Annotated in this window: 18 protein-coding genes and 1 pseudogene; 10 read left to right on the plus strand and 9 right to left on the minus strand. The window is 67.5% G+C overall.

Translation table 11 applies throughout. From position 1 onward, the window contains the following. The first annotated feature begins 97 nt into the window (after nt 1-97). The 4 genes from B9Y82_RS07515 to B9Y82_RS07530 all read left to right on the plus strand — a co-directional run bounded on the left by B9Y82_RS07515 (nt 98) and on the right by B9Y82_RS07530 (nt 5590). Nucleotides 98-1246 carry an efflux RND transporter periplasmic adaptor subunit gene (locus B9Y82_RS07515; protein ID WP_100472144.1) on the plus strand — a complete coding sequence of 383 codons (1149 nt, stop codon included), beginning with the start codon at nt 98-100 and terminating at the stop codon, nt 1244-1246. 36 nt (nt 1247-1282) lie between these two features. After that, on the plus strand, nt 1283-4432 hold the full coding sequence (locus B9Y82_RS07520; protein ID WP_100472145.1) for a multidrug efflux RND transporter permease subunit: 3150 nt from the start codon (nt 1283-1285) through the stop codon (nt 4430-4432). After that, nucleotides 4413-4805 (plus strand): nuclear transport factor 2 family protein, encoded by a 393-nt coding sequence (locus B9Y82_RS07525; protein WP_100472146.1) that lies wholly within the window; start codon nt 4413-4415, stop codon nt 4803-4805. The genes B9Y82_RS07520 and B9Y82_RS07525 overlap by 20 nt, the downstream gene beginning before the upstream one ends. Before the next feature lie 83 nt (nt 4806-4888). Further along, nucleotides 4889-5590: a COG3650 family protein gene (locus B9Y82_RS07530; RefSeq protein ID WP_100472147.1), complete on the plus strand. Its 702-nt coding sequence runs from the start codon at nt 4889-4891 to the stop codon at nt 5588-5590. Between the two features lie 164 nt (nt 5591-5754). Here B9Y82_RS07530 and yeiP read toward each other — a convergent pair whose 3' ends face one another. The 5 genes and pseudogenes from yeiP to B9Y82_RS07555 form a co-directional block, all read right to left on the minus strand. Continuing rightward, nucleotides 5755-6321 carry an elongation factor P-like protein YeiP gene (yeiP, locus tag B9Y82_RS07535; protein ID WP_005409468.1) on the minus strand — a complete coding sequence of 189 codons (567 nt, stop codon included), beginning with the start codon at nt 6319-6321 and terminating at the stop codon, nt 5755-5757. 49 nt (nt 6322-6370) lie between these two features. Next, nucleotides 6371-7141 carry an SDR family oxidoreductase gene (locus B9Y82_RS07540; protein WP_100472148.1) on the minus strand — a complete coding sequence of 257 codons (771 nt, stop codon included), beginning with the start codon at nt 7139-7141 and terminating at the stop codon, nt 6371-6373. 100 nt (nt 7142-7241) lie between these two features. After that, the gene (locus tag B9Y82_RS07545) at nt 7242-8138 is read right to left on the minus strand and encodes a hydroxymethylglutaryl-CoA lyase (protein WP_100472149.1); all 897 of its coding nucleotides are present in this window, start codon (nt 8136-8138) and stop codon (nt 7242-7244) included. Beyond that, nucleotides 8138-8245: pseudogene (locus tag B9Y82_RS07550) on the minus strand (VOC family protein); the annotation flags it as partial. The pseudogene B9Y82_RS07550 and the gene B9Y82_RS07545, both read right to left, overlap by 1 nt. A 2-nt stretch (nt 8246-8247) precedes the next feature. Continuing rightward, nucleotides 8248-9036: an enoyl-CoA hydratase/isomerase family protein gene (locus B9Y82_RS07555; RefSeq protein ID WP_100472150.1), complete on the minus strand. Its 789-nt coding sequence runs from the start codon at nt 9034-9036 to the stop codon at nt 8248-8250. A 119-nt stretch (nt 9037-9155) separates the two neighbouring features. Between B9Y82_RS07555 and B9Y82_RS07560 the strand changes: the two genes are divergently transcribed. Genes B9Y82_RS07560 through B9Y82_RS07570 form a run of 3 tightly spaced genes read left to right on the plus strand, consistent with a single transcriptional unit; the run spans nt 9156 to nt 11514 of the window. Next, nucleotides 9156-9410, plus strand: a complete 255-nt coding sequence (locus B9Y82_RS07560) for a FeoA family protein (protein ID WP_100472151.1) — start codon at nt 9156-9158, stop codon at nt 9408-9410. Then, nucleotides 9407-11269: a ferrous iron transport protein B gene (feoB, locus tag B9Y82_RS07565; protein ID WP_100472152.1), complete on the plus strand. Its 1863-nt coding sequence runs from the start codon at nt 9407-9409 to the stop codon at nt 11267-11269. The genes B9Y82_RS07560 and feoB overlap by 4 nt, the downstream gene beginning before the upstream one ends. Beyond that, a complete protein-coding gene (locus tag B9Y82_RS07570) occupies nt 11269-11514 on the plus strand; it encodes a DUF6587 family protein (RefSeq protein ID WP_100472153.1) in 246 nt (81 codons plus the stop codon). Before feoB ends, B9Y82_RS07570 begins: the two co-directional genes overlap by 1 nt. Before the next feature lie 82 nt (nt 11515-11596). Here the strand turns inward: B9Y82_RS07570 and B9Y82_RS07575 are convergent, their stop codons facing one another. The 4 genes from B9Y82_RS07575 to B9Y82_RS07590 form a co-directional block, all read right to left on the minus strand. Continuing rightward, nucleotides 11597-12058 (minus strand): DUF4304 domain-containing protein, encoded by a 462-nt coding sequence (locus B9Y82_RS07575; protein WP_100472154.1) that lies wholly within the window; start codon nt 12056-12058, stop codon nt 11597-11599. A gap of 180 nt (nt 12059-12238) precedes the next feature. After that, on the minus strand, nt 12239-12820 hold the full coding sequence (locus B9Y82_RS07580) for an NAD(P)H-dependent oxidoreductase (protein WP_100472155.1): 582 nt from the start codon (nt 12818-12820) through the stop codon (nt 12239-12241). Between the two features lie 55 nt (nt 12821-12875). Next, nucleotides 12876-13271, minus strand: a complete 396-nt coding sequence (locus B9Y82_RS07585) for a MerR family transcriptional regulator (RefSeq protein WP_100472156.1) — start codon at nt 13269-13271, stop codon at nt 12876-12878. Between the two features lie 4 nt (nt 13272-13275). After that, complete coding sequence (locus B9Y82_RS07590) at nt 13276-14037, minus strand: 3-oxoacyl-ACP reductase (RefSeq protein ID WP_428993172.1); 762 nt, start codon at nt 14035-14037, stop codon at nt 13276-13278. Between the two features lie 90 nt (nt 14038-14127). Here B9Y82_RS07590 and dapB point away from each other — a divergent pair, with 90 nt between their 5' ends. The 3 genes from dapB to carB all read left to right on the plus strand — a co-directional run bounded on the left by dapB (nt 14128) and on the right by carB (nt 19681). Next, nucleotides 14128-14847 (plus strand): 4-hydroxy-tetrahydrodipicolinate reductase, encoded by a 720-nt coding sequence (gene dapB, locus B9Y82_RS07595; protein ID WP_100472158.1) that lies wholly within the window; start codon nt 14128-14130, stop codon nt 14845-14847. A 315-nt stretch (nt 14848-15162) separates the two neighbouring features. Next, the gene (gene carA / locus B9Y82_RS07600; RefSeq protein WP_100472159.1) at nt 15163-16290 is read left to right on the plus strand and encodes a glutamine-hydrolyzing carbamoyl-phosphate synthase small subunit; all 1128 of its coding nucleotides are present in this window, start codon (nt 15163-15165) and stop codon (nt 16288-16290) included. A gap of 148 nt (nt 16291-16438) precedes the next feature. Continuing rightward, the gene (gene carB / locus B9Y82_RS07605; RefSeq protein ID WP_100472160.1) at nt 16439-19681 is read left to right on the plus strand and encodes a carbamoyl-phosphate synthase large subunit; all 3243 of its coding nucleotides are present in this window, start codon (nt 16439-16441) and stop codon (nt 19679-19681) included. Nucleotides 19682-19685: the final 4 nt, after the last annotated feature.

Consider the following 19685-nt stretch of genomic DNA (forward strand, 5'->3'; position numbering starts at 1 on the left):
TCGTATCTCCACAGTACCTCCATCGAAACCCCATCATCGCCACGCACACTGCGCGCTTCAGAACCTATCCGCCGCCTGCGCGGCATTGTGCACAGCAATGAGAACCTTCAGGACTCCGGCCGCGTTGATCGCGGCCCTCGCCCTGGCCATGACGGCCTGCTCCTCCCCCGAAGCCACCCCCGAAGCCACGCCACGCGTCAGCGTGATCAGCGTCGGCCCGCAGGTGGTGCAGCGCGATGACGAACTGCCCGGCCGCGTGGCTGCGGTGCGCACCGCCCAGATCCGCGCGCAGGTCGGAGGCATCGTACAGCGGCGCCTGTTCGACCAGGGTGCGGAAGTCAGTGCCGGCCAGGCCCTGTTCCAGATCGACCCGGCCGCGTTCCGGGCCGACGTCGATTCGGCCCTGGCTGCCCTGCAGCGCAGCGAGGCGGCGCTGGCCCGCAGCCGCGTGCAGTCGCAGCGCCTGCATGCCCTTGCCGCCGCGCAGGCGGTCAGCCAGCAGCATCGCGACGACGCCAGCGCCGAGTACGAACAGGCGCGCGCGGCGGTGAATGAGGCGCGTGCGATCCTGTCCCGTCGCCAGCTCGACCTGCGCTATGCCACGGTCAGCGCACCGATTGCCGGCCGTATCGATCAGGCATTGGTGACCGAAGGCGCACTGGTCGGCGTGGCCGATGCCGATCCGATGGCGGTGGTGCAGCAGATCGACCAGGTCTACGTGGATGTACGCCAGCCGGCGGCGCAGCTGGAGTCGCTGCAGCGCAGTGCCGCCGGTGGTGGCGAGCTGCCGGTGACGATCATCGGGGCCACCGGCAAGCCGCTGCCCGAGCGCGGCCAGCTGCTGTTCTCCGGCATCAACGTCGATGCCCGTACCGGTGATGTGATCCTGCGCATCCTGGTCGACAACCCGCAGCGCCAGCTGCTGCCCGGCATGTATGTGCGCGCGAGGGTGCCGCGCGGCGCCCCGGCCAGTGCGTTGACCGTGCCGCAGCAGGCGGTGCTGCGCAGCGCCGGTGGCCAGGCCTACGCCTGGGTGGTCGGCGCCGACGGCAAGGCGGTGATCCGCACGCTGGAGGTGGACGGCAGTGTCGATCGCCAGTGGCTGGTGCGCACCGGCCTGAAGGCCGGCGAGAAGGTGGTGGTCGAGGGCCAGGAACGCCTGCAGGAAGGCGTGGTGGTCGATGCACGCGACTGGCAGAAGCCGGTCGCCAGCGCCGGTGCGGTGCAGGCCGGCAGCCAGGGCTGAGCCTTTCCCGGGCCGGCCCCTCCAGGAAAATCCAACATGGCACGTTTCTTCATCGATCGCCCGGTGTTCGCCTGGGTGCTGGCGATCTTCATCATCCTGGCCGGCGTGCTGGCGATCCCGCGGCTGGCGGTGGAGCGCTATCCGGCGGTCGCGCCGCCCAGCGTCAGCATCTATGCCAGCTATCCGGGTGCGAGCCCGCAGACGTTGAACGATGCGGTGGTTGGCCTGATCGAGCGCGAGCTGTCCAGCGTCAAGCACCTGCTGTATTTCGAGTCGTCGGTGGACACCTCCGGCGAAGCCTCGATCACCGCCACCTTCAAGCCCGGCACCAACCCGGAGCTGGCACAGGTGGACGTACAGAACCGGATCAAGGCGATCGAACCGCGCCTGCCGCGCAGCGTGCGCCAGAACGGCCTGTTCGTGGAGGCCGCCGATTCCGGCTTCCTGATGCTGGTCGGCCTGCGTTCGCCGGATGCCAGCGCCAGCGAGGCGGCGCTGGGCGACTTCATGGCGCGCAACATCATTGAAGAGCTGCGGCGCATCGATGGCGTCGGCCGTGTGCAGTTGTTCGGTGCCGAGCAGGCCATGCGCGTGTGGCTGGACCCGACCCGGTTGACCGGCTATGGGCTGACCATCGGCGATGTGGCTGCCGCCATCGAGCAGCAGAATCTGGAGATTTCGCCGGGACGCATCGGCGATTCGCCGGGTGTGCCGGGCCAACGCATCACCGTGCCGCTCAGCGCCGAAGGCCAGTTGTCCACGCCGGAACAGTTCGCCGCCATCGTGCTGCGGGCCGGTGCTGACGGTTCACGGGTTGTGCTGGGTGATGTCGCCCGCGTCGAACTGGGTGCACAGAGCTATGCCTGGGGCACCCGCGAGGACGGCCATCCGGCCACCGCCGCCGGCGTGCAGCTGCGCCCTGGCGCGAATGCGGTGCGCACGGCGGCGGCGGTACGTGAGCGCATGGCCGAACTGGCGCCGCTGTTGCCGCGCGGGGTGGAGGCGAGCATTCCGTTCGACACCGCCCCGTTCGTCAAGATCTCGATCCAGAAGGTGGTGCAGACGCTGCTGGAGGCGATGCTGCTGGTGTTCGCGGTGATGTACCTGTTCCTGCAGAACTGGCGCTATACGCTGATTCCGGCGCTGGTCGCACCGATCGCGCTGCTCGGCACCTTCGCGGTGATGCTGGCCCTGGGCTTCTCGATCAACGTGCTGACCATGTTCGGCATGGTGCTGGCGATCGGCATCATCGTCGATGATGCGATCGTGGTGGTCGAGGGCGTGGAGCGGATCATGGCCGAGGAGGGCCTGCCGCCGCGCGAGGCCACCATCAAGGCAATGCGCGAGCTCACCGGCGCGGTGATCGGCATCACCCTGGTGCTGACTGCGGTGTTCATTCCGATGGCCTTCGCGAGCGGTTCGGTGGGGGCGATCTACCGCCAGTTCACCGTAGCGATGGCGGTATCGATCCTGTTCTCGGCCCTGCTGGCATTGAGCCTGACGCCGGCGCTGTGCGCGACGCTGCTGCGGCCGAACACCCATGGCCATCACGGACGTGGCGGCTTGTTCGGCGCCTTCAACCGCGGCTTCGAGAAGATGACCGGGCGCTACCAGCGTGGCGTGGCGTCGGTAATGCAGCGCAGCGGGCGGGTGATGGGCGTGTTCGCCGCGCTGGTAGTGGCGTTGTTGCTGGGCTTGCACTGGCTGCCGGGCGCATTCCTGCCGGAAGAGGACCAGGACTATTTCATGACCTCCATCCAGCTGCCGGCCGAGGCGACGGCCGAGCGCACGCTGGCCGTGGTCGAAGCCTACGAACGCCATGTGGCCTCGCGCCCGGGCATCGGCTCCAACCAGTCGATCCTTGGCTACAGCTTCTCTGGCTCCGGCCCAAGCGCGGCGTTGACCTACACCATGCTGAAGGATTGGGGCGAGCGCGCAGGCGCCACCGCGGCCGGTGAAGTGGAGGCCGCGCAGAAGGCGATGGCCACTGTGGCCGAGGGCGAGGTGATGAGCGTGATGCCCCCGGCGATCGACAGCCTGGGACGTTCGTCTGGCTTCTCGCTGGCCCTGCAGGCGCGTACAGGGCAGAGCCAGGCAGAGCTGCGCGCGGCCCTGCAGCAACTGCTGAAGCTGGCCGAGGCCAGCCCGCTGCTGTCGGAAGTGCATGCCGATGGCCTGCCTGCAGGCACCAGCGTGCGGCTGGACATCGACCGGGCCAAGGCCGAGGCAATGGGCGTGGGCTTCGAACACATCAGCAGTACGCTGTCGGCGGCAATGGGCTCGCAGTACGTCAATGATTTCCCCAACAAGGGCCGGTTGCAGCAGGTAATCCTGCAGGCTGATGCGCCGCATCGCATGGAACTGGAGGACGTGCTGGAGCTGTACGTGCGCAACAGCGAGGGCGGCATGGTGGCGTTGTCGGAACTGGTGACGCCGCACTGGACCGAGGCACCGCTGCAGCTGCAGCGCTATCTCGGTTTCCCGGCGTTGAACCTGTCCGGCGCACCGGCTTCCGGCGTATCGACCGGCCAGGCCATGGCGGAGATGGAGCGGCTGGCCGGAAAACTGCCGTCCGGTTTTGCCCTGCAGTGGACCAGCCAGTCGCTGCAGGAGCGGGAATCGGGGGCACAGGCGCCGTGGCTGTTGCTGCTGTCGATGCTGGTGGTATTCCTGGTGCTGGCGGCGCTGTACGAGAGCTGGTCGATCCCGCTGGCAGTGATGCTTGTGGTGCCGCTGGGCCTGCTCGGTGCGGTTGCTGCGGTGTTGTTGCGGGGCATGCCCAACGACGTGTTCTTCAAGGTCGGCATGATCACCGTGATCGGGCTGTCGGCGAAGAACGCGATCCTCATCGTCGAATTCGCGCGGCAGCTGCAGCAGCAGGGGCGCGGCCTGGTCGAGGCGGCACTGGAGGCGGCGCGGCTTCGCCTGCGGCCGATCGTGATGACCTCGCTGGCGTTCGCGCTGGGCGTGGTGCCGCTGATGCTGGCGCAGGGCGCGTCGAAGGAAACCCAGCAGGCGATCGGAACCGGCGTGTTCGGCGGCATGGTCAGCGCGACCGTGCTGGCGGTGTTCTTCGTGCCGGTCTTCTATGTAGTGGTGCAGGGGGCGCGGCAGTGGATCGCGCAGCGCCTGCGCAGGCGCCGGCCGATGCCGGAAGGAACCGTGGATGGAACGGGACATCGTTGAAGATCTGCATGAGCGGCAGTTGATGGTGCTGGAGCAGCGCCTGTGTGCAGCGCTGCTGGAAAACGATCACGATGCGCTGACCACGCTGGTATCGCCGGCATTGTTCATGATGGATGGGCAGGGCGGGCGCTTGCTCGATCTGCCATGGCTGGGCGATTGGCTGGCCGGGAACCTGCAGGTGTGCAGCCTGCAGTCGTACGCAGTGGAAACGCTGCTGTGCGGACGCCTGGCGTTGCTGTCCAGCGACGTGCGATTGTCCGTGCGGCAGCAGGGCCGGGAGCGTGAACTGAAGCTGCGCCTGCTGCGGGTGTGGGCCTGCAGTTCCGGGGCGAGCGGCGCGCAGCTTCTGTCGATGGCGGTGCTGGCCCCTTGAGCGCGGTCAGGCCACTTTCAGGCCCCGCTCACCGGCAGGTGGTAGGGTCGAGCCTCTCTGTAGTGTCGACAAGGAGTCGAGCCATGCGTGTAGTTCCCAGTCTGTTGGCAGCCTCCCTCGGGTTGGTGCTGGCCGCGTGCCAGCCGGCCCAGCCGCCCGCCGCCAGCGGCAATGATGCCGCGTCGCCGGCCGCGCCCGAACCAGCGGCCAGCACCGGCGCCGGTACCGGCAGCGAGACCACGTACAAGTGCGGTGATCTGAGCGTGCGCGCCACCTTCAACGGCGAGGATGCGGCCACGGTGGTGATCGGCGAGCGTACTTTCGCCATGACCTCGGAGCGTGCGGCGTCCGGCGCCAAGTACGGCGATGGCCAGGGCAACAGCTTCTGGACCAAGGGCAGCGATGACGGCCTGTTGAGCCTGAAGGGCGAGGCCGATCGCGAGTGCCATGCGGTCGAAGCCACTGAAGGCGACGGAAGTGCCGGCAACGCCGCGTTCCGCGCCACTGGCAACGAACCGGGTTGGCTGGCCATCGTTGACGGCGACACGCCCGGCCTGCAGGTGGAAGTCGATTACGGCGAGCGTCGCTTCGATGTGGCCAAGCCCACCGAAGGCGCTGACGGCTGGAGCGGCAAGGCGTCCGACGGTACCGACGTCAAGCTCAGCTTCCAGCGCACCACCTGCCAGGATGACATGAGTGGCGAAGCGTTCGATGTCAAGGTGAACCTGACCATCGGCACCCGCCAGTATCACGGCTGCGGCAACTTCGGCGCGAAGCAGCCGTAAGCCCTCCGTAGAGCCGAGCCCACGCTCGGCTGCAGTGCCTGTGCAGAGCACAACGCAGCCGGGCGTGGGCTCGGCTCTACACAACTACTACTACCGATGCGCCGCCCGCTGCCTGCGGCGAGCACGCCGCAAGCAGGGACAGGCAAGCGACCAGCGCGAGGCGCTTAGTCGGCACGGCCGGCGAATTCGCCGGTGGCGGTGTTCACCAGCACGCGTTCGCCGTTGACGATGTACTCCGGCACCATGATCTCGATGCCGGTGTTGAGCTTGGCCGGCTTCGGGCGCTTGGTGGCGGTGCCGCCCTTCAGCTCCGGCGGGGTCTCGATCACTTCCAGCACCACCGAAGCCGGCAGCTGGATCGCCACCGGCTGCTCGTCGATCACCTGCACGTAGATACCGGTCAGGCCGTCGGTGATGTAGCCGGCGTCGTCGCCGATCACGTCCGCGTCCAGGGTGTACGGGGTGTAGTCCTCGTCATCGAGGAACACGAACGCATCGCCGTCCTTGTACGAATAGGTGGACTGGCGGCGCAGCAGTTCGACCTCGACCAGGTTGTCGTCGGCATCGAAGCTGGCATCGAGCTTGTTGCCGCCCGGTACGCTGTACATGATGAAGCGGAAGCGGACGTTGCCGCCGCGACCCTGCGGCGAGCTGCGCTCGATGTCGCGGATCTGGTACACGCCGTTGTTGTACTCGACGACGTTGCCCTTCTTGATGTCGTTGGCTTTCATGATGATGTTGGTCGTTGGGGGAGGGCGCCGTCCCGGCGCCCGGGGGGAATCACTTCGGAGCGAGGCGGGTAGCGCCGTCCAGGCGGATGGTCTCGCCGTTGAGGTAGGTGTTGCCGAGGATGAAGCCGACCAGGCTGGCGAAGTCTTCCGGCTTGCCCAGGCGCGACGGGAACGGGATCGAGGCGGCCAGCGACTGCTGCACCGCCTCGGGCATGCCATCCACCATCGGCGTCCAGAACACGCCCGGAGCGATGGTGTTGACGCGGATGCCGAAGCGCGACAGTTCGCGCGCCATCGGCAGCGTCATCGAGACCACGCCGCCCTTGCTGGCGGCATACGCGGCCTGGCCGATCTGGCCTTCATAGGCGGCGATGCTGGCGGTGTTGATGATCACGCCGCGCTCGCCATCGGTGCCGGCGTCGTTGTGCTGCATGCGGTTGGCCGCGGCCTTGGCCACGTTGAAGCTGCCGACCAGGTTGACCATCACCGTGCCCTGGAAGCCGGCCAGCGGCATCGGGCCTTCCTTGCCGAGCACGCGACCAGCGCCGAGGATGCCGGCGCAGTTCATCGCCACGTTCAGGCCGCCGAGGAAATCGTGGGCCTGGTCGATGGCTGCCGAGACGGCCGCTTCATCACTGACGTTGACGTTGAAATAGCGGGCCGCGTCGGCGCCCAGCCCGGCAACGGCGGCGGCACCCTTTTCGTCGTTGAGGTCGAACAGGGCCACCTTGCCGCCCTGGGCGACGAGGTGCTGGGCCACGGCCAAGCCGAGACCGGAGACGCCGCCAGTGATCACGGCACGTACGGAAGACAGCTGCATTGCACGGTCCTGCAGGTTCGAGAACCGCCGATTCTAACGGAAGCCGCGACCGCCGCTGTTGTGCACTGCGCCGCCGCTGCAGGGCGGCGCAGTGAGGCGGTCAGCCGGCGGCAGCCAGCGCCTGGCCGGTGCGGCTGGCGGTGGCGCGTCCGAGCAGACCGGCCAGCCAACGGCCGGTTTCGGCCAGTGCCGGCAGGTCCACGCCGCTGTCCAGGCCCAGGCCCTGCAGCAGGTAGACCACGTCCTCGCTGGCGACGTTGCCGCTGGCGCCCTTGGCATATGGGCAGCCACCGGCGCCGGACACCGCGCTGTCGACCACGCGCACGCCTTCTTCCAGGCAGATGGCGATGTTGGCGATGGCCTGACCGTAGGTGTCGTGGAAGTGCACGGCCAGTGCCGCCATTGGAATCTCGGCGGCAACCGCCTGCAGCATCGCCCGTGCCTTGCGCGGGGTGCCGACGCCGATGGTGTCGCCCAGCGAGATTTCGTAGCAGCCCATCTGGTGCAGGGCGCGCGCCACCCGCACCACGTCGGCCAGCGGCACCTCGCCCTGGTAGGGGCAGCCGAGCACGGTGGAGACGTAGCCGCGCACGCGCACGCCATCGGCGGCGGCGCGGCGCAGGATCGGCTCGAACCGGGCCAGCGACTCGTCGATGCCGGCATTGGTGTTGGTGCGGTTGAACGCCTCCGAAGCGGCGGTGAACACCGCCACTTCCTCCACCCCCACTGCGCGGGCGCGGTCGTAGCCCTGTTCGTTCGGTACCAGCACCGGGTAGTGGATGCCGGGCCGGCGTTGGATGCCGGCGTAGACCTCGGCGGCGTCGGCCAACTGCGGGATCCACTTCGGGCTGACGAAGCTGGTCGCCTCGATGCTGCGCAGGCCGGTGGCCGACAGGCGGTTGATCAGTTCGATCTTGTCGGCGGTGGACACCGACTGCTTTTCGTTCTGCAGGCCGTCACGCGGGCCGACCTCGACGATGCGGACGTAGTCGCTCATGCGGCCACCTCCATCACCATGCCGATCTGCAGTGGCGCCAGTGCCTGTGGGAAGAAGGTCTTGCTGCGTGCCAGGTCGGCGTTGGTCAAACCAAGATGATCGAGCATGTTCAGGCTTCCGTGACCCAATGGGGGGCGCGCTTGTCGAGGAAGGCGCCCAGGCCTTCCTGGCCCTCGGCGGACACCCGCAGGCGCGCGATCAGGGCGGCATTGTCGCGATCCAGGGCGTCGCGGTCATGGCTGTCACGGACCTGCCTCACCAGCTGTTTGGCGGTGGACGAGGCGATCGGGCCGGCCTTGTCGAGCAGGGCCAGCTGGCGCTCCAGCGCTTCGTCCAGGCGTTCGGGCTCGACCAGTTGGTGGACGAGGCCGATGCGCAGCGCGGTTTCGGCGTCGAAATGCTCGCCGGTGGCGAACCAGCGACGGGCCTGGCGCGGGCCGATGGCCTCGATCACATAGGGGGAGATCACCGCCGGCAGCAGCCCCAGGCGGCTTTCGGTCAGGCCGAATCGGGCCGAGGTGGTGGCAATGGCGATGTCGCAGCAGGCGACCAGGCCGACGCCACCACCAAAGGCTGCGCCGTGGACCCGGGCCAGGGTCGGCTTGGGCAGTTCGTCCAGGGTGCGCATCAGCCGGGCCAGGGCCAGAGAGTCCTCGCGGTTGTCGGCCTCGCTGGCCGCGGCCATGCCGCGCATCCACTGCATGTCGGCACCGGCCGAGAAGGACGCACCGTGCCCGGCCACCACCACCGCGCGTACCGCGTCATCGCGCCCGGCTGCCTCCAGGGCGGCGGTCAGCCGCGCGATCAGGCCGGCATCAAAGGCGTTGTGCAGCTCCGGCCGGTTCAGCCAGAGGGTGAGGACAGCGCCACGGCGCTCGATCTGCAAAGCATCGTTCATGGGATTCCAGGGTCACTCCATACCTGTATGGATCATAGCGGGCCATTGGTCATGGGCCATGACGCGACGCGGGAATGTTAGAATCGAGAACCATTTACATCCAGCAGAGAATGCGCTAGATGACGCTGTCCGAACTGCCGCTGCACACCTCGGCCGTGGTCGAGTCCGTGCAGGACCTCCATGCCAACGATGCCATCGCCCGTCGCCTGCGCGAACTGGGTTTCGTGCAGGGCGAGGAAGTGCGCCTGGTGGCCAAGGGTCCGGTCGGTGGCGAGCCGCTGCTGGTGCAGGTCGGGTTCACTCGGTTCGCACTGCGGATCAGTGAAGCCAAGCGCGTCGTGGTCGACGCCAATCGCCAGGAGCGTCGCGCATGACCGCTGCAGCCTCTACCGCACCTCTGCGCATCGCGCTGGTCGGAAACCCCAACAGCGGCAAGACCGCGCTGTTCAACCAGCTGACCGGCAGCCGGCAGAAGGTCGCCAACTACACCGGCGTCACCGTAGAACGCAAGGAAGGCCGCCTGCGTGCGCCGTCCGGCCGTGAATTCGCGGTGCTCGACCTGCCGGGCGCCTACAGCCTGCACCCGGCCAGCCTGGACGAAGCGATCACCCGCGACCTGTGCCGGGGCTTCTACCCGGGCGAAGCCGCACCTGACGTGCTGCTGTGCGTGATCGACGCCACCAACCTGCGCCTGCACCTGCGCTTTGCGCTGGAACTGCGTGAGCTCGGCAAGCCGATGGTGGTGGCGCTGAACATGGTCGATGCGGCCCAGCGCCGCGGCATCCAGGTGGATGTGGCCGCGCTGGAGCGCGAGCTGGGCGTGCCGGTGGTGGAGACCGTGGCGGTGCGCAAGCAGGGCGCCAAGGCCCTGGTCGAGCGTCTCGACGCCATGGTGCCGCACCTGGATGCGCCGGTGCCGGGCCCGGAAGGTGGCATCGATTACCACGCCAAGGTGCGCGGGATCCTGTCGGTGGCCGTGCGCATGCCGGCGCGGACCGCAAAGATCGACGACACACTGGACCGCTGGCTCCTGCACCCGGTGTTCGGCCTGATCACCCTGGTTGTGGTGATGTTCCTGATCTTCCAGGCGGTGTTCGCTTGGGCGACGCCGCTGATGGATGGCATCGAGGCCGGCTTCGCCTGGCTCGGTGAGCTGGCCGCCAGCGTGCTGCCGGCAGGGCCGCTGACCAGCCTGCTGACCGACGGCATCATCGCCGGCCTGGGGGGCGTGGTGGTGTTCCTGCCACAGATCCTGATTCTGTTCGCCTTCATCCTGGCGCTGGAAGAGTCCGGCTACCTGCCGCGTGCGGCGTTCCTGCTCGACCGGATGATGGCGGCGGCCGGCCTGTCGGGGCGGTCGTTCATCCCGTTGCTGTCCAGCTTTGCCTGCGCGGTGCCCGGCATCATGGCCACGCGCAGCATCCAGGACCCGCGTGACCGCCTGGCCACGATCCTGGTGGCACCGCTGATGACCTGCTCGGCACGCCTGCCGGTCTATGCACTGCTGATCGGCGCGTTCATTCCTGCCGGCAGGATCGGCATCTTCAATCAGCAAGGCCTGGTGCTGTTCGGCCTGTATGTGGCCGGTATCCTCAGCGCGCTGGTGATGTCGTGGGTGATGAAGAAGTGGCGCCGCGACAAGAGCGAGCACCCGTTGATGCTGGAGCTGCCGTCGTACCGCATTCCGCATCCGCGTGACCTCGCCGTTGGCCTGTACGAGCGCGGCATGATCTTCCTCAAGCGCGTCGGCGGCATCATCCTGGCGCTGACCATCCTGTTGTGGTTCCTGCTGTCGTTCCCGGGCGCGCCCGCCGACGCGACGATGCCGGCCATCGATTACAGCTACGCCGGCCAGATCGGCCATGCGATGACGGCGATCTTCGCGCCGCTGGGCTTCAACTGGCAGATCTGCATCGCGCTGATTCCGGGCCTTGCTGCGCGTGAAGTGGCGGTGTCCTCGCTGGCGACGGTGTATGCGCTGTCGGCTGCCGATGACGACGCGGCGATCTCCGCATTGTCGCCGGTGGTGGCGGATGGCTGGTCGCTGGCTACTGGCCTGGCCTTGCTGGTGTGGTTCATCTACGCCCCGATGTGCATCTCGACGCTGGCCACCATCAAGCGCGAGACCAACTCGTGGAAGCAGATGGGCTTCGCCGCGTTCTACCTGTTCGCGGCGGCCTACGTTGCCGCGCTGATCACCTACCAGGTGACCAAGGCGCTGGGAGGCGGCTGATGGACCGTGGATTGCTGCTGCAGTACCTGATCGTCGCGGTGGCCGTGCTGGTCAGTGCGTGGGTGGTGCTGAAGAAGCAGTTCCCGGGCACCGTGCGCAGGCTGCGCGGGGCACTGGCACTGGCGCTGCTGAAGCCGGGCCGCGCCGCCTGGCTGCAGGCGCTGGGGCGGAAGATCGCACCGCCGGCCACGGGCGGCGGTGGTGCCTGTGGCGGTTGCGACAGCTGCGGGCCGACCGGGAAGTAGCGTCGAGCTTGCTCGACTGTGGCCGCCTGGGGGCGAACGTTCGCCCGGTGGGTGCGAACCTTGGTTCGCACGCTTCCGGGATTCAGACCTCTCTGCGGATGATCGCGCGGAAGCTTCCATCCTGATTCAATCGCCGTACCGATTTCCGGTTTCCATGGGCCGCCGCGAAACCCGCCACATCGGCAAGGGCGTCGAGCAGCAGGCATTTCATGCCATCGCGATTGCCGGCCTGCAGAAGATCTTCAAGATCCTGCTGGATGAAGGCCCGGCGAAGGCCTGGCGTTTCTTCGATCCGCCAGTCGACATGGGGCGTGGGAATGCTGGAGCGATACCGGAAAGCCGTTTCAAGATCATCAGGCGCGAGGGGATACTCGAGCAGCTCTGGAAAGTAGAGCCCGGCATTCACATAGAAGCCCCGGCTTTCGCTGGCGCGTTGGTGATTCACAACCAGCAGGGCGTCATCCAGCAAGCGGTAGCGGGTCGTCGACGTCCCGGCAAAGCCGGTCTTCCTGGCGCATTTGCTGAAGACGGTCGAGGATTTCATGGGCTTTGCCTGGGCCGGAAGAAGGGCCCACAGCCTTGAGGCGCAGTGCCTTGGGGTCAATTGGCAAACGCGACACGTGCAACGAGCGCCCCAGGTGGGCAAGAACCTTCCAGGTGGGTGCGAACCCTCGCCCCAGGTGGGTGCGAACCTTGGTTCGCACGCCTTGCCGATGGCCTGAATCTACCGAACCCGCGCTCCCAGCTCTGCTGCCAACGCCAGCCATCGCTCCCGCTGCGCCGGGCTGCTGCTGCGTACCGCACCGAGACGGCTGACCCGCACCGGGCGGATGCCGCAGAACTCCAGGATGGTGGCGCGGATCTGGCTGATGCCCGGGTCGCGGTAGATCCAGCGGTAATACCAGGGCGGCGTATCCAGCGTGGTGATCACCCGTGCGCTGCGCCCGGCCAGCAGCCGGTCCCACCACACCGAATCGCGCCGGTAGCGGAAGGCGTAGCCCGGGAACAGCATGCGATCGAAAAAGCCCTTCAGCAGCGCCGGCATCGCACCCCACCAGGTGGGATAGACCAGCACCAGGTGATCGCAGACATCGATCGCATCCGCCGCGTCCTGCAGGTCGGCTTCCAGCGGCTGGATCTGGCGGTAGCCATGCCGCAGCACCGGATCGAACTCGAGTTCACCCAATGCGATCAGGCGCACCCGGTGGCCAGCATTCTCGGCGGCAGTGGCGTAGCGCTGGGCAAGGGCGCCGCACAGGCTGTCGCGGTCGGGATGGCCGAGCAGGATCAGGATGGAGCGGGACACGGCAACCTCGGGCAATGGAAAGAGCGCGAGGTTGGGCTGTGCCCCAGGGGCAGAGTCAAACGCCAGCGGTGCAGCCGCTGGGTTCCAGGATGCAGTCGCCGCTGCCGGAGTGGAGCCACTGCCGCAGTTCGTCGCTGACCTGCTGCAGGTCGAGCTCGACCTGCGCCAGCCGTGCCCGCTCGCTGGCAATGCGGTTGCGCTGCTGCTCAAGCAGGGCCAGCACGGCCGGCCAGTCGAGCCGTCCATCCCGGTCCTGCACGCGGGAGACGGCGGCCAGCGTGATGCCCAGCGCCAACGCCTGGCGGATCAGCTGCACCCAGGCCACGTCCTGTTCGCTGTAGTCGCGATAGCGGTTCAGGCGTGGCACCGGCGGCAGCAGTCCGCGCGCCTCGTAGAGGCGGATGGCCTTGGCGCTGGCCCCGGTCAGGCGGCTGACCTCGGAAATGCGCATTGGCTCAGTCCCGCACCAGCCCGCCATCGACCACCAGATTCTGCCCGGTCACCGCGCGCGACCAGGGGCTGGCGAAGAACAGCGCGGCATCGGCGAACTCGGCCGGCGTGGTGACGCTGCGCAGTGGCGTGTTTGCGGCGATGTAGTCGAACACTGCTTCGGGCGTGGCGGCGCTGGCATCGGTAGTGCGCAGCAGGCCGCCCGACAGCATGTTCACGGTGATGCCATGCGGGCCGAGGTCGCCGGCGAGGGTGCGGGTCAGCGACAGCAGCGCGGCCTTGGCGGCGGTGTAGTCGTGGTAGGGCACCACTGGGTTCTGGAACAGGTTGGTGCCGATGTTGATCACGCGCCCGAAGCGACGGGCCTGCATGCCGGGCAGGGCGGCCTGCACAGTGTTCAGCGCGCCACGCACGCTGCCCTCGAACTGTGCCTGGAACGCCGGCCAGCCGATGTCGGCGGCGCCGTCGCGGGCATCGCCATTGAACGAGAAGGTGGCCAGTGCGTTGTTGACCACGGTGGTGACGCCTTGGCCGAAGTGGCCCAGCGCCTGCTGCAGCATCGCATCGACCTGGCCGCGGTCGGTGACGTCGGCCGGCAGCGCGATCGCCTGTCCGCCGAGCTCGGCGGACAGCGCACGTGCGGCACCTTCGCTGCGGTGATAGTTGACGATGACGCGCGCGCCCTGCCCAGCGAACGCGCGGGCGATGTGCTGGCCGAGGCCGCGGCCGGCACCGGTGACCAGCACCAGCTGTTCGCTGATCTGCATGAGGGGGCTGCCATCCATTGCATGAAAGGGCATGCAGCGTAGCAGTGATGGCGCTTGCCGGAGCAGGCGTGCTGCCGCTAGCCTGCAGGCATGAACCAGACTCCCCTGCGATTGCTCATTCACGGTGCCTCCGGGCGCATGGGCCAGGCCCTGCTGCGGCTGGCCGCCGAACATCCCGATACCCTGCAGATCGTGGCTGCAGTGACCGGCCGTGCGCCGGCCCAGCGCGTGGTCGACGGCGTGCCGTTCTTCGCGGCCAGCGAACTGCCCGGTGCGCCGATGTTCGACGTAGCGATCGACTTCAGCCTGCCGGAGGGCTTCGACCCCATGCTGGCGCTGTGCGTGGAGCGGGGCGCCGGCCTGGTCTCGGGTACCACCGGCATCTCCAGCACGCAGCGGCAGGCGCTGGAGGCCGCGGCGGCGTCCATCCCGCTGGTCTGGGCGTCGAATTTCAGCCTGGGTGTGGCGGTGCTGGACGAGCTGGTCGAACGCGCCGCGCAGGCGCTGGCCGGCTGGGACTGTGACATCGTCGAGTCGCACCATACGCAGAAGAAGGACGCGCCGTCGGGCACTGCGCTGACCCTGGGGGCGGCCGCGCAGCGGGGCGGGGCGGAGCCGCATTACGCCAGCCTGCGTGCCGGTGACATCGTTGGCGAGCATCTGGTGCAGTTCACCGGGCTGGGTGAGCGCATCGAGCTGGTGCATCGGGCCACCAACCGCGACATCTTCGCCCGCGGCGCGCTGTTCGCCGCCCGCCAGCTGCAGGGCCGGGCGCCCGGCAGCTACCGGGTGCGCGACCTGCTGCAGTAAGGCGGGCTGATTCCTGGGGTCGGATCCCTTTCCAGCGGAAAGGGCTCTGACCCCATTTGCGGGCATCCGGGTCAGAGCCTTTCCCTGCCGGGAAAGGATCCGACCCCCGCCGGATTGAAATGAATGCGCAATCGCCTGTTCATGAAGCGCGATAACCGCTGGCGCGAGCGCCCCGGCAGCGCTACAATTCGCACTCGCCGAATCACGAAAGCCGGACCGGTCCCAGACCGTACGTCCGCGCTTTTTTGCAACCGGATTTCCGTGAAGCGCAGGCGTGACTTCGGCAGCCCCCTCGGTAGCCAAAGTGAGATTCCCGTGACCCAAGCCGCAATCCTCGTCCTCGAAGACGGCACCGTATTCGAGGGCGAATCCGTAGGCGCGCCCGGCCTGTCCGTCGGTGAGGTGGTGTTCAACACCGCCATGACCGGCTACCAGGAAGTGCTGACCGACCCGTCCTACGCCCGGCAGATGGTCACGCTGACCTATCCGCATATCGGTAACACCGGCATGACCGACCAGGACAATGAAGCGTCCAAGGTGTGGTCGGCCGGCCTGATCGCGCGCGACGTGCCGCGCCGTCCCAGCAACTGGCGCAGCCAGGTGTCGCTGCAGGACTGGCTGATCCAGCGCGGCGTGGTCGCCATCGCCGGCATCGACACCCGCAAGCTGACCCGCATCCTGCGCGAGAAGGGCGCGCAGAACGGTGCGCTGATGGCCGGCGATATCGACGTGGAAAAGGCACTGGAAGCCGCCCGCAAGTTCCCCGGCCTGAAGGGCATGGATCTGGCCAAGGTCGTCACTACCGAGAAGACCTACACCTGGACCGAGGGCCAGCTGGACCTGGACGCCAACGCCTTCGTCAGTGTGCCGGCGAAGTTCAAGGTCGTGGCCTACGATTTCGGCGTGAAGACCAACATCCTGCGCATGCTGGCCGAGCGTGGCTGTGAAGTGACCGTGGTGCCGGCACAGACTCCGGCCGCCGAAGTGCTGGCACTTAAGCCGGACGGCGTGTTCCTGTCCAACGGCCCGGGTGACCCGGAACCGTGCGACTACGCCATCGAAGCGATCAAGACCTTCATCGACGTGAAGATCCCGACTTTCGGCATCTGCCTGGGCCACCAGCTGCTGGGCCTGGCCTCGGGCGCGCAGACCATGAAGATGGGCCACGGCCACCATGGTGCCAACCACCCAGTGCAGGACCTGGACAGCGGCCGGGTGATGATCACCTCGCAGAACCACGGCTTCGCGATCGATGAAGCGACCCTGCCGCCGACCCTGCGCGTGACCCACCGCTCGCTGTTCGATGGCACCAACCAGGGTGTCGCCCGCACCGACGTGCCGGCGTTCTCGTTCCAGGGCCACCCGGAAGCGTCGCCGGGCCCGACCGATGTCGGTCCGCTGTTCGACCGCTTCGTGGTGCTGATGGAGCAGGCCAAGGCGTGATCAGTACGCCGCCGGCCCCCCGGTGGCGTCGCGATGGACCGTAAACCCCGCAACGCTGCTGCCGCTGGCGCGGCGCTGCGGATCAAGATTCCTGATCGACAGCGTGCGATCACCCCCCTTGTCACGCTGTACTGACTTAGAGAAGAAAATGCCCAAGCGCACTGACCTCAAGACCATCCTCATCATCGGTGCTGGCCCGATCGTCATCGGCCAGGCCTGCGAGTTCGACTACTCCGGCGCCCAGGCCTGCAAGGCCCTGCGTGACGAGGGTTACCGCGTGGTGCTGGTCAACAGCAACCCGGCCACGATCATGACCGACCCGGAGATGGCCGATGCCGTCTACATCGAGCCGATCAACTGGCAGACGGTCGAGAAGATCATCGCCAAGGAAAAGCCCGATGCACTGCTGCCGACCATGGGTGGCCAGACCGCGCTGAACTGCGCGCTGGACCTGGCCGACAACGGCGTGCTGGAGAAGTACAACGTCGAACTGATCGGCGCCAAGCGCGAAGCGATCCGCATGGCCGAAGACCGCGAGCTGTTCCGCGTGGCCATGGGTGAGATCGGCCTGGAATGCCCGACCGCCGCCGTCGCCCACACCCTGGACGAAGCGCTGGAGATCCAGACCCGCGTCGGCTACCCGACCATCATCCGTCCCAGCTTCACCCTGGGCGGCAGCGGTGGCGGCATCGCCTACAACCGCGAAGAGCTGGTCGAGATCGTCAGCCGCGGCCTGGAACTGTCGCCGACCACCGAAGTGCTGGTGGAAGAGTCGGTGCTGGGCTGGAAGGAGTTCGAGATGGAAGTGGTCCGCGATACCGCGGACAACTGCATCATCGTCTGCTCGATCGAGAACCTGGACCCGATGGGCGTGCACACCGGTGACTCGATCACCGTGGCCCCGGCGCAGACCCTGACCGACAAGGAATACCAGCGCCTGCGCGATGCCTCCATCGCCGTGCTGCGCAAGATCGGCGTCGATACCGGTGGCTCGAACGTGCAGTTCGGCATCAACCCGAAGACCGGCCGCGTGGTCGTCATCGAGATGAACCCGCGCGTGTCGCGTTCCTCGGCGCTGGCCTCCAAGGCCACCGGCTTCCCGATCGCCAAGGTCGCCGCCAAGCTGGCCGTGGGTTACACCCTGGACGAACTGAAGAACGAGATCACCGGTGGCCTGACCCCGGCCTCGTTCGAGCCGTCGATCGACTACGTCGTCACCAAGATCCCGCGCTTCGCCTTCGAGAAGTTCCCGGCCGCCGATGCCCGCCTGACCACCCAGATGAAGTCCGTGGGCGAGGTGATGGCGATGGGCCGCACCTTCCAGGAATCGGTGCAGAAGGCCCTGCGTGGCCTGGAAACCGGCAAGGTCGGCTTCGACCCGACCGGCCTGGACCTGGGCAACGAAGAAGACCTGCAGACCCTGCGTCGCGAGCTGAAGGCCCCGGGCCCGGAGCGCCTGTTCTTCGTCGCCGATGCGTTCCGCGCCGGCATGAGCGTGGAAGAGATCTACGCGCTGTCGTTCATCGACCACTGGTTCCTGGACCAGATCGAGGAAATCATCGCTGCCGAGGCTGAAGTCGCTGCCGGTGGCATCGACGCGCTGGACGCCGCACGCCTGCGCAAGCTCAAGCGCGCTGGTTTCTCCGACGCGCGCCTGGCGCAGCTGACCGGCACCAACGAAGCCGCCATCCGCGCGCTGCGTCGTGCGCACAAGGTGCGCCCGGTCTACAAGCGCGTGGACTCCTGCGCCGGTGAGTTCTCCACCGGTACCGCCTACCTGTACTCGACCTACGAGGACGAGTGCGAGGCCGCGCCGAGCAACCGCGACAAGATCATGATCCTGGGCGGTGGCCCGAACCGCATCGGCCAAGGCATCGAGTTCGACTACTGCTGCGTGCACGCGGCACTGGCGCTGCGCGAGGATGGCTATGAAACCATCATGGTCAACTGCAACCCGGAAACCGTGTCGACCGACTACGACACCTCCGACCGCCTGTACTTCGAACCGCTGACCCTGGAAGACGTGCTGGAAATCGTCGAACTGGAACAGCCGAAGGGCGTGATCGTGCAGTACGGCGGCCAGACCCCGCTGAAGCTGGCGCGCGCGCTGGAAGCCAACGGCGTGCCGGTGATCGGCACCAGCCCGGACTCGATCGATCTGGCCGAAGACCGCGAGCGCTTCCAGCAGCTGGTGGACACGCTGGGCCTGAAGCAGCCGCCGAACCGCATCGCCCGCAACGACCAGGAAGCCCTGCTGCTGGCCCGCGAGATCGGCTACCCGCTGGTGGTGCGCCCGAGCTACGTGCTGGGCGGCCGCGCGATGGAAATCGTCTATGGCGAAGCCGACCTGGCCCGCTATGTGCGCGACGCGGTGAAGGTGTCCAACGATTCGCCGGTGCTGCTGGACCGCTTCCTCGACAATGCCGTGGAGTGCGACGTCGACATCATTGCCGATGCCCAGGGCAACGTCCTGATCGGCGGCGTGATGGAGCACATCGAAGAAGCCGGCGTGCACTCGGGCGATTCCTCGTGCTCGCTGCCGCCGTACTCGCTGTCGGCTGAAACCCAGGCCGAGCTGCGCCGCCAGGTGGTGGAACTGGCCAAGGCCCTGAACGTGGTCGGCCTGATGAACACCCAGTTCGCGATCCAGACCAGTGATGAAGGTGCCGACACCATCTACCTGCTGGAAGTGAACCCGCGTGCCTCGCGCACCGTGCCGTTCGTGTCCAAGGCCACGGGCATGCCGCTGGCCAAGATCGCCGCCCGCTGCATGGCCGGCAAGAGCCTGGCCGAGCAGGGCGCGACCAAGGAAATCGTGCCGGACTACTACTCGGTGAAGGAAGCGATCTTCCCGTTCGCCAAGTTCCAGGGCGTCGACCCGATCCTTGGGCCGGAGATGCGCTCCACCGGTGAGGTGATGGGCGTGGGCCGCACCTTCAACGCCGCCTTCGCGCGTGCGCAGGAAGCCGGAGGCATCAAGGCGCCGCCGGTCGGCAAGGCCTTCGTCTCGGTGCGTGATCCGGACAAGAAGCGCGTGCTGCCGGTCGCCAAGGCGCTGCTGGCGCGTGGCTACAGCCTGGTCGCCACCCGCGGCACCGCCGCGTGGCTGCAGCAGCACGGCATGGACTGCGAGATCATCAACAAGGTGGTCGAAGGCCGTCCGCACATCGTCGATTCGATCAAGAACGGCGAGATCGTCTACATCGTCAACACGACCGAAGGTCGTTCGGCGATCAACGACTCGTTCTCGATCCGTCGCGAGGCGCTGCAGCATCGCGTCACCTACTCGACCACCATTGCCGGCGCCAAGGCGCTGGTGGATTCACTGGAATTCCGCGGCACCGGCCCCGTCTGGTCGCTGCAGGAGCTGCACAAGGAGTTGAATGCATGAGAGC

Source organism: Stenotrophomonas maltophilia (assembly GCF_002799155.1).
GTDB lineage: Bacteria > Pseudomonadota > Gammaproteobacteria > Xanthomonadales > Xanthomonadaceae > Stenotrophomonas > Stenotrophomonas maltophilia_R.

Excerpts from the sequence above, each read along its gene's own strand:
- B9Y82_RS07515 (WP_100472144.1), top strand. The coding sequence starts at position 98 with ATGAGAACCTTCAGGACTCCGGCCGCGTTGATCGCGGCCCTCGCCCTG.
- B9Y82_RS07585 (WP_100472156.1), bottom strand. The coding sequence starts at position 13,271 with ATGCGCATTTCCGAGGTCAGCCGCCTGACCGGGGCCAGCGCCAAGGCC.
- B9Y82_RS07525 (WP_100472146.1), top strand. The coding sequence starts at position 4,413 with ATGGAACGGGACATCGTTGAAGATCTGCATGAGCGGCAGTTGATGGTG.
- B9Y82_RS07590 (WP_428993172.1), bottom strand. The coding sequence starts at position 14,037 with ATGCAGATCAGCGAACAGCTGGTGCTGGTCACCGGTGCCGGCCGCGGC.
- B9Y82_RS07540 (WP_100472148.1), bottom strand. The coding sequence starts at position 7,141 with ATGCAGCTGTCTTCCGTACGTGCCGTGATCACTGGCGGCGTCTCCGGT.
- B9Y82_RS07575 (WP_100472154.1), bottom strand. The coding sequence starts at position 12,058 with ATGAAATCCTCGACCGTCTTCAGCAAATGCGCCAGGAAGACCGGCTTT.
- B9Y82_RS07560 (WP_100472151.1), top strand. The coding sequence starts at position 9,156 with ATGACGCTGTCCGAACTGCCGCTGCACACCTCGGCCGTGGTCGAGTCC.
- B9Y82_RS07520 (WP_100472145.1), top strand. The coding sequence starts at position 1,283 with ATGGCACGTTTCTTCATCGATCGCCCGGTGTTCGCCTGGGTGCTGGCG.
- dapB (WP_100472158.1), top strand. The coding sequence starts at position 14,128 with ATGAACCAGACTCCCCTGCGATTGCTCATTCACGGTGCCTCCGGGCGC.
- yeiP (WP_005409468.1), bottom strand. The coding sequence starts at position 6,321 with ATGAAAGCCAACGACATCAAGAAGGGCAACGTCGTCGAGTACAACAAC.
- feoB (WP_100472152.1), top strand. The coding sequence starts at position 9,407 with ATGACCGCTGCAGCCTCTACCGCACCTCTGCGCATCGCGCTGGTCGGA.
- B9Y82_RS07530 (WP_100472147.1), top strand. The coding sequence starts at position 4,889 with ATGCGTGTAGTTCCCAGTCTGTTGGCAGCCTCCCTCGGGTTGGTGCTG.
- B9Y82_RS07570 (WP_100472153.1), top strand. The coding sequence starts at position 11,269 with ATGGACCGTGGATTGCTGCTGCAGTACCTGATCGTCGCGGTGGCCGTG.
- B9Y82_RS07555 (WP_100472150.1), bottom strand. The coding sequence starts at position 9,036 with ATGAACGATGCTTTGCAGATCGAGCGCCGTGGCGCTGTCCTCACCCTC.
- B9Y82_RS07545 (WP_100472149.1), bottom strand. The coding sequence starts at position 8,138 with ATGAGCGACTACGTCCGCATCGTCGAGGTCGGCCCGCGTGACGGCCTG.
- carB (WP_100472160.1), top strand. The coding sequence starts at position 16,439 with ATGCCCAAGCGCACTGACCTCAAGACCATCCTCATCATCGGTGCTGGC.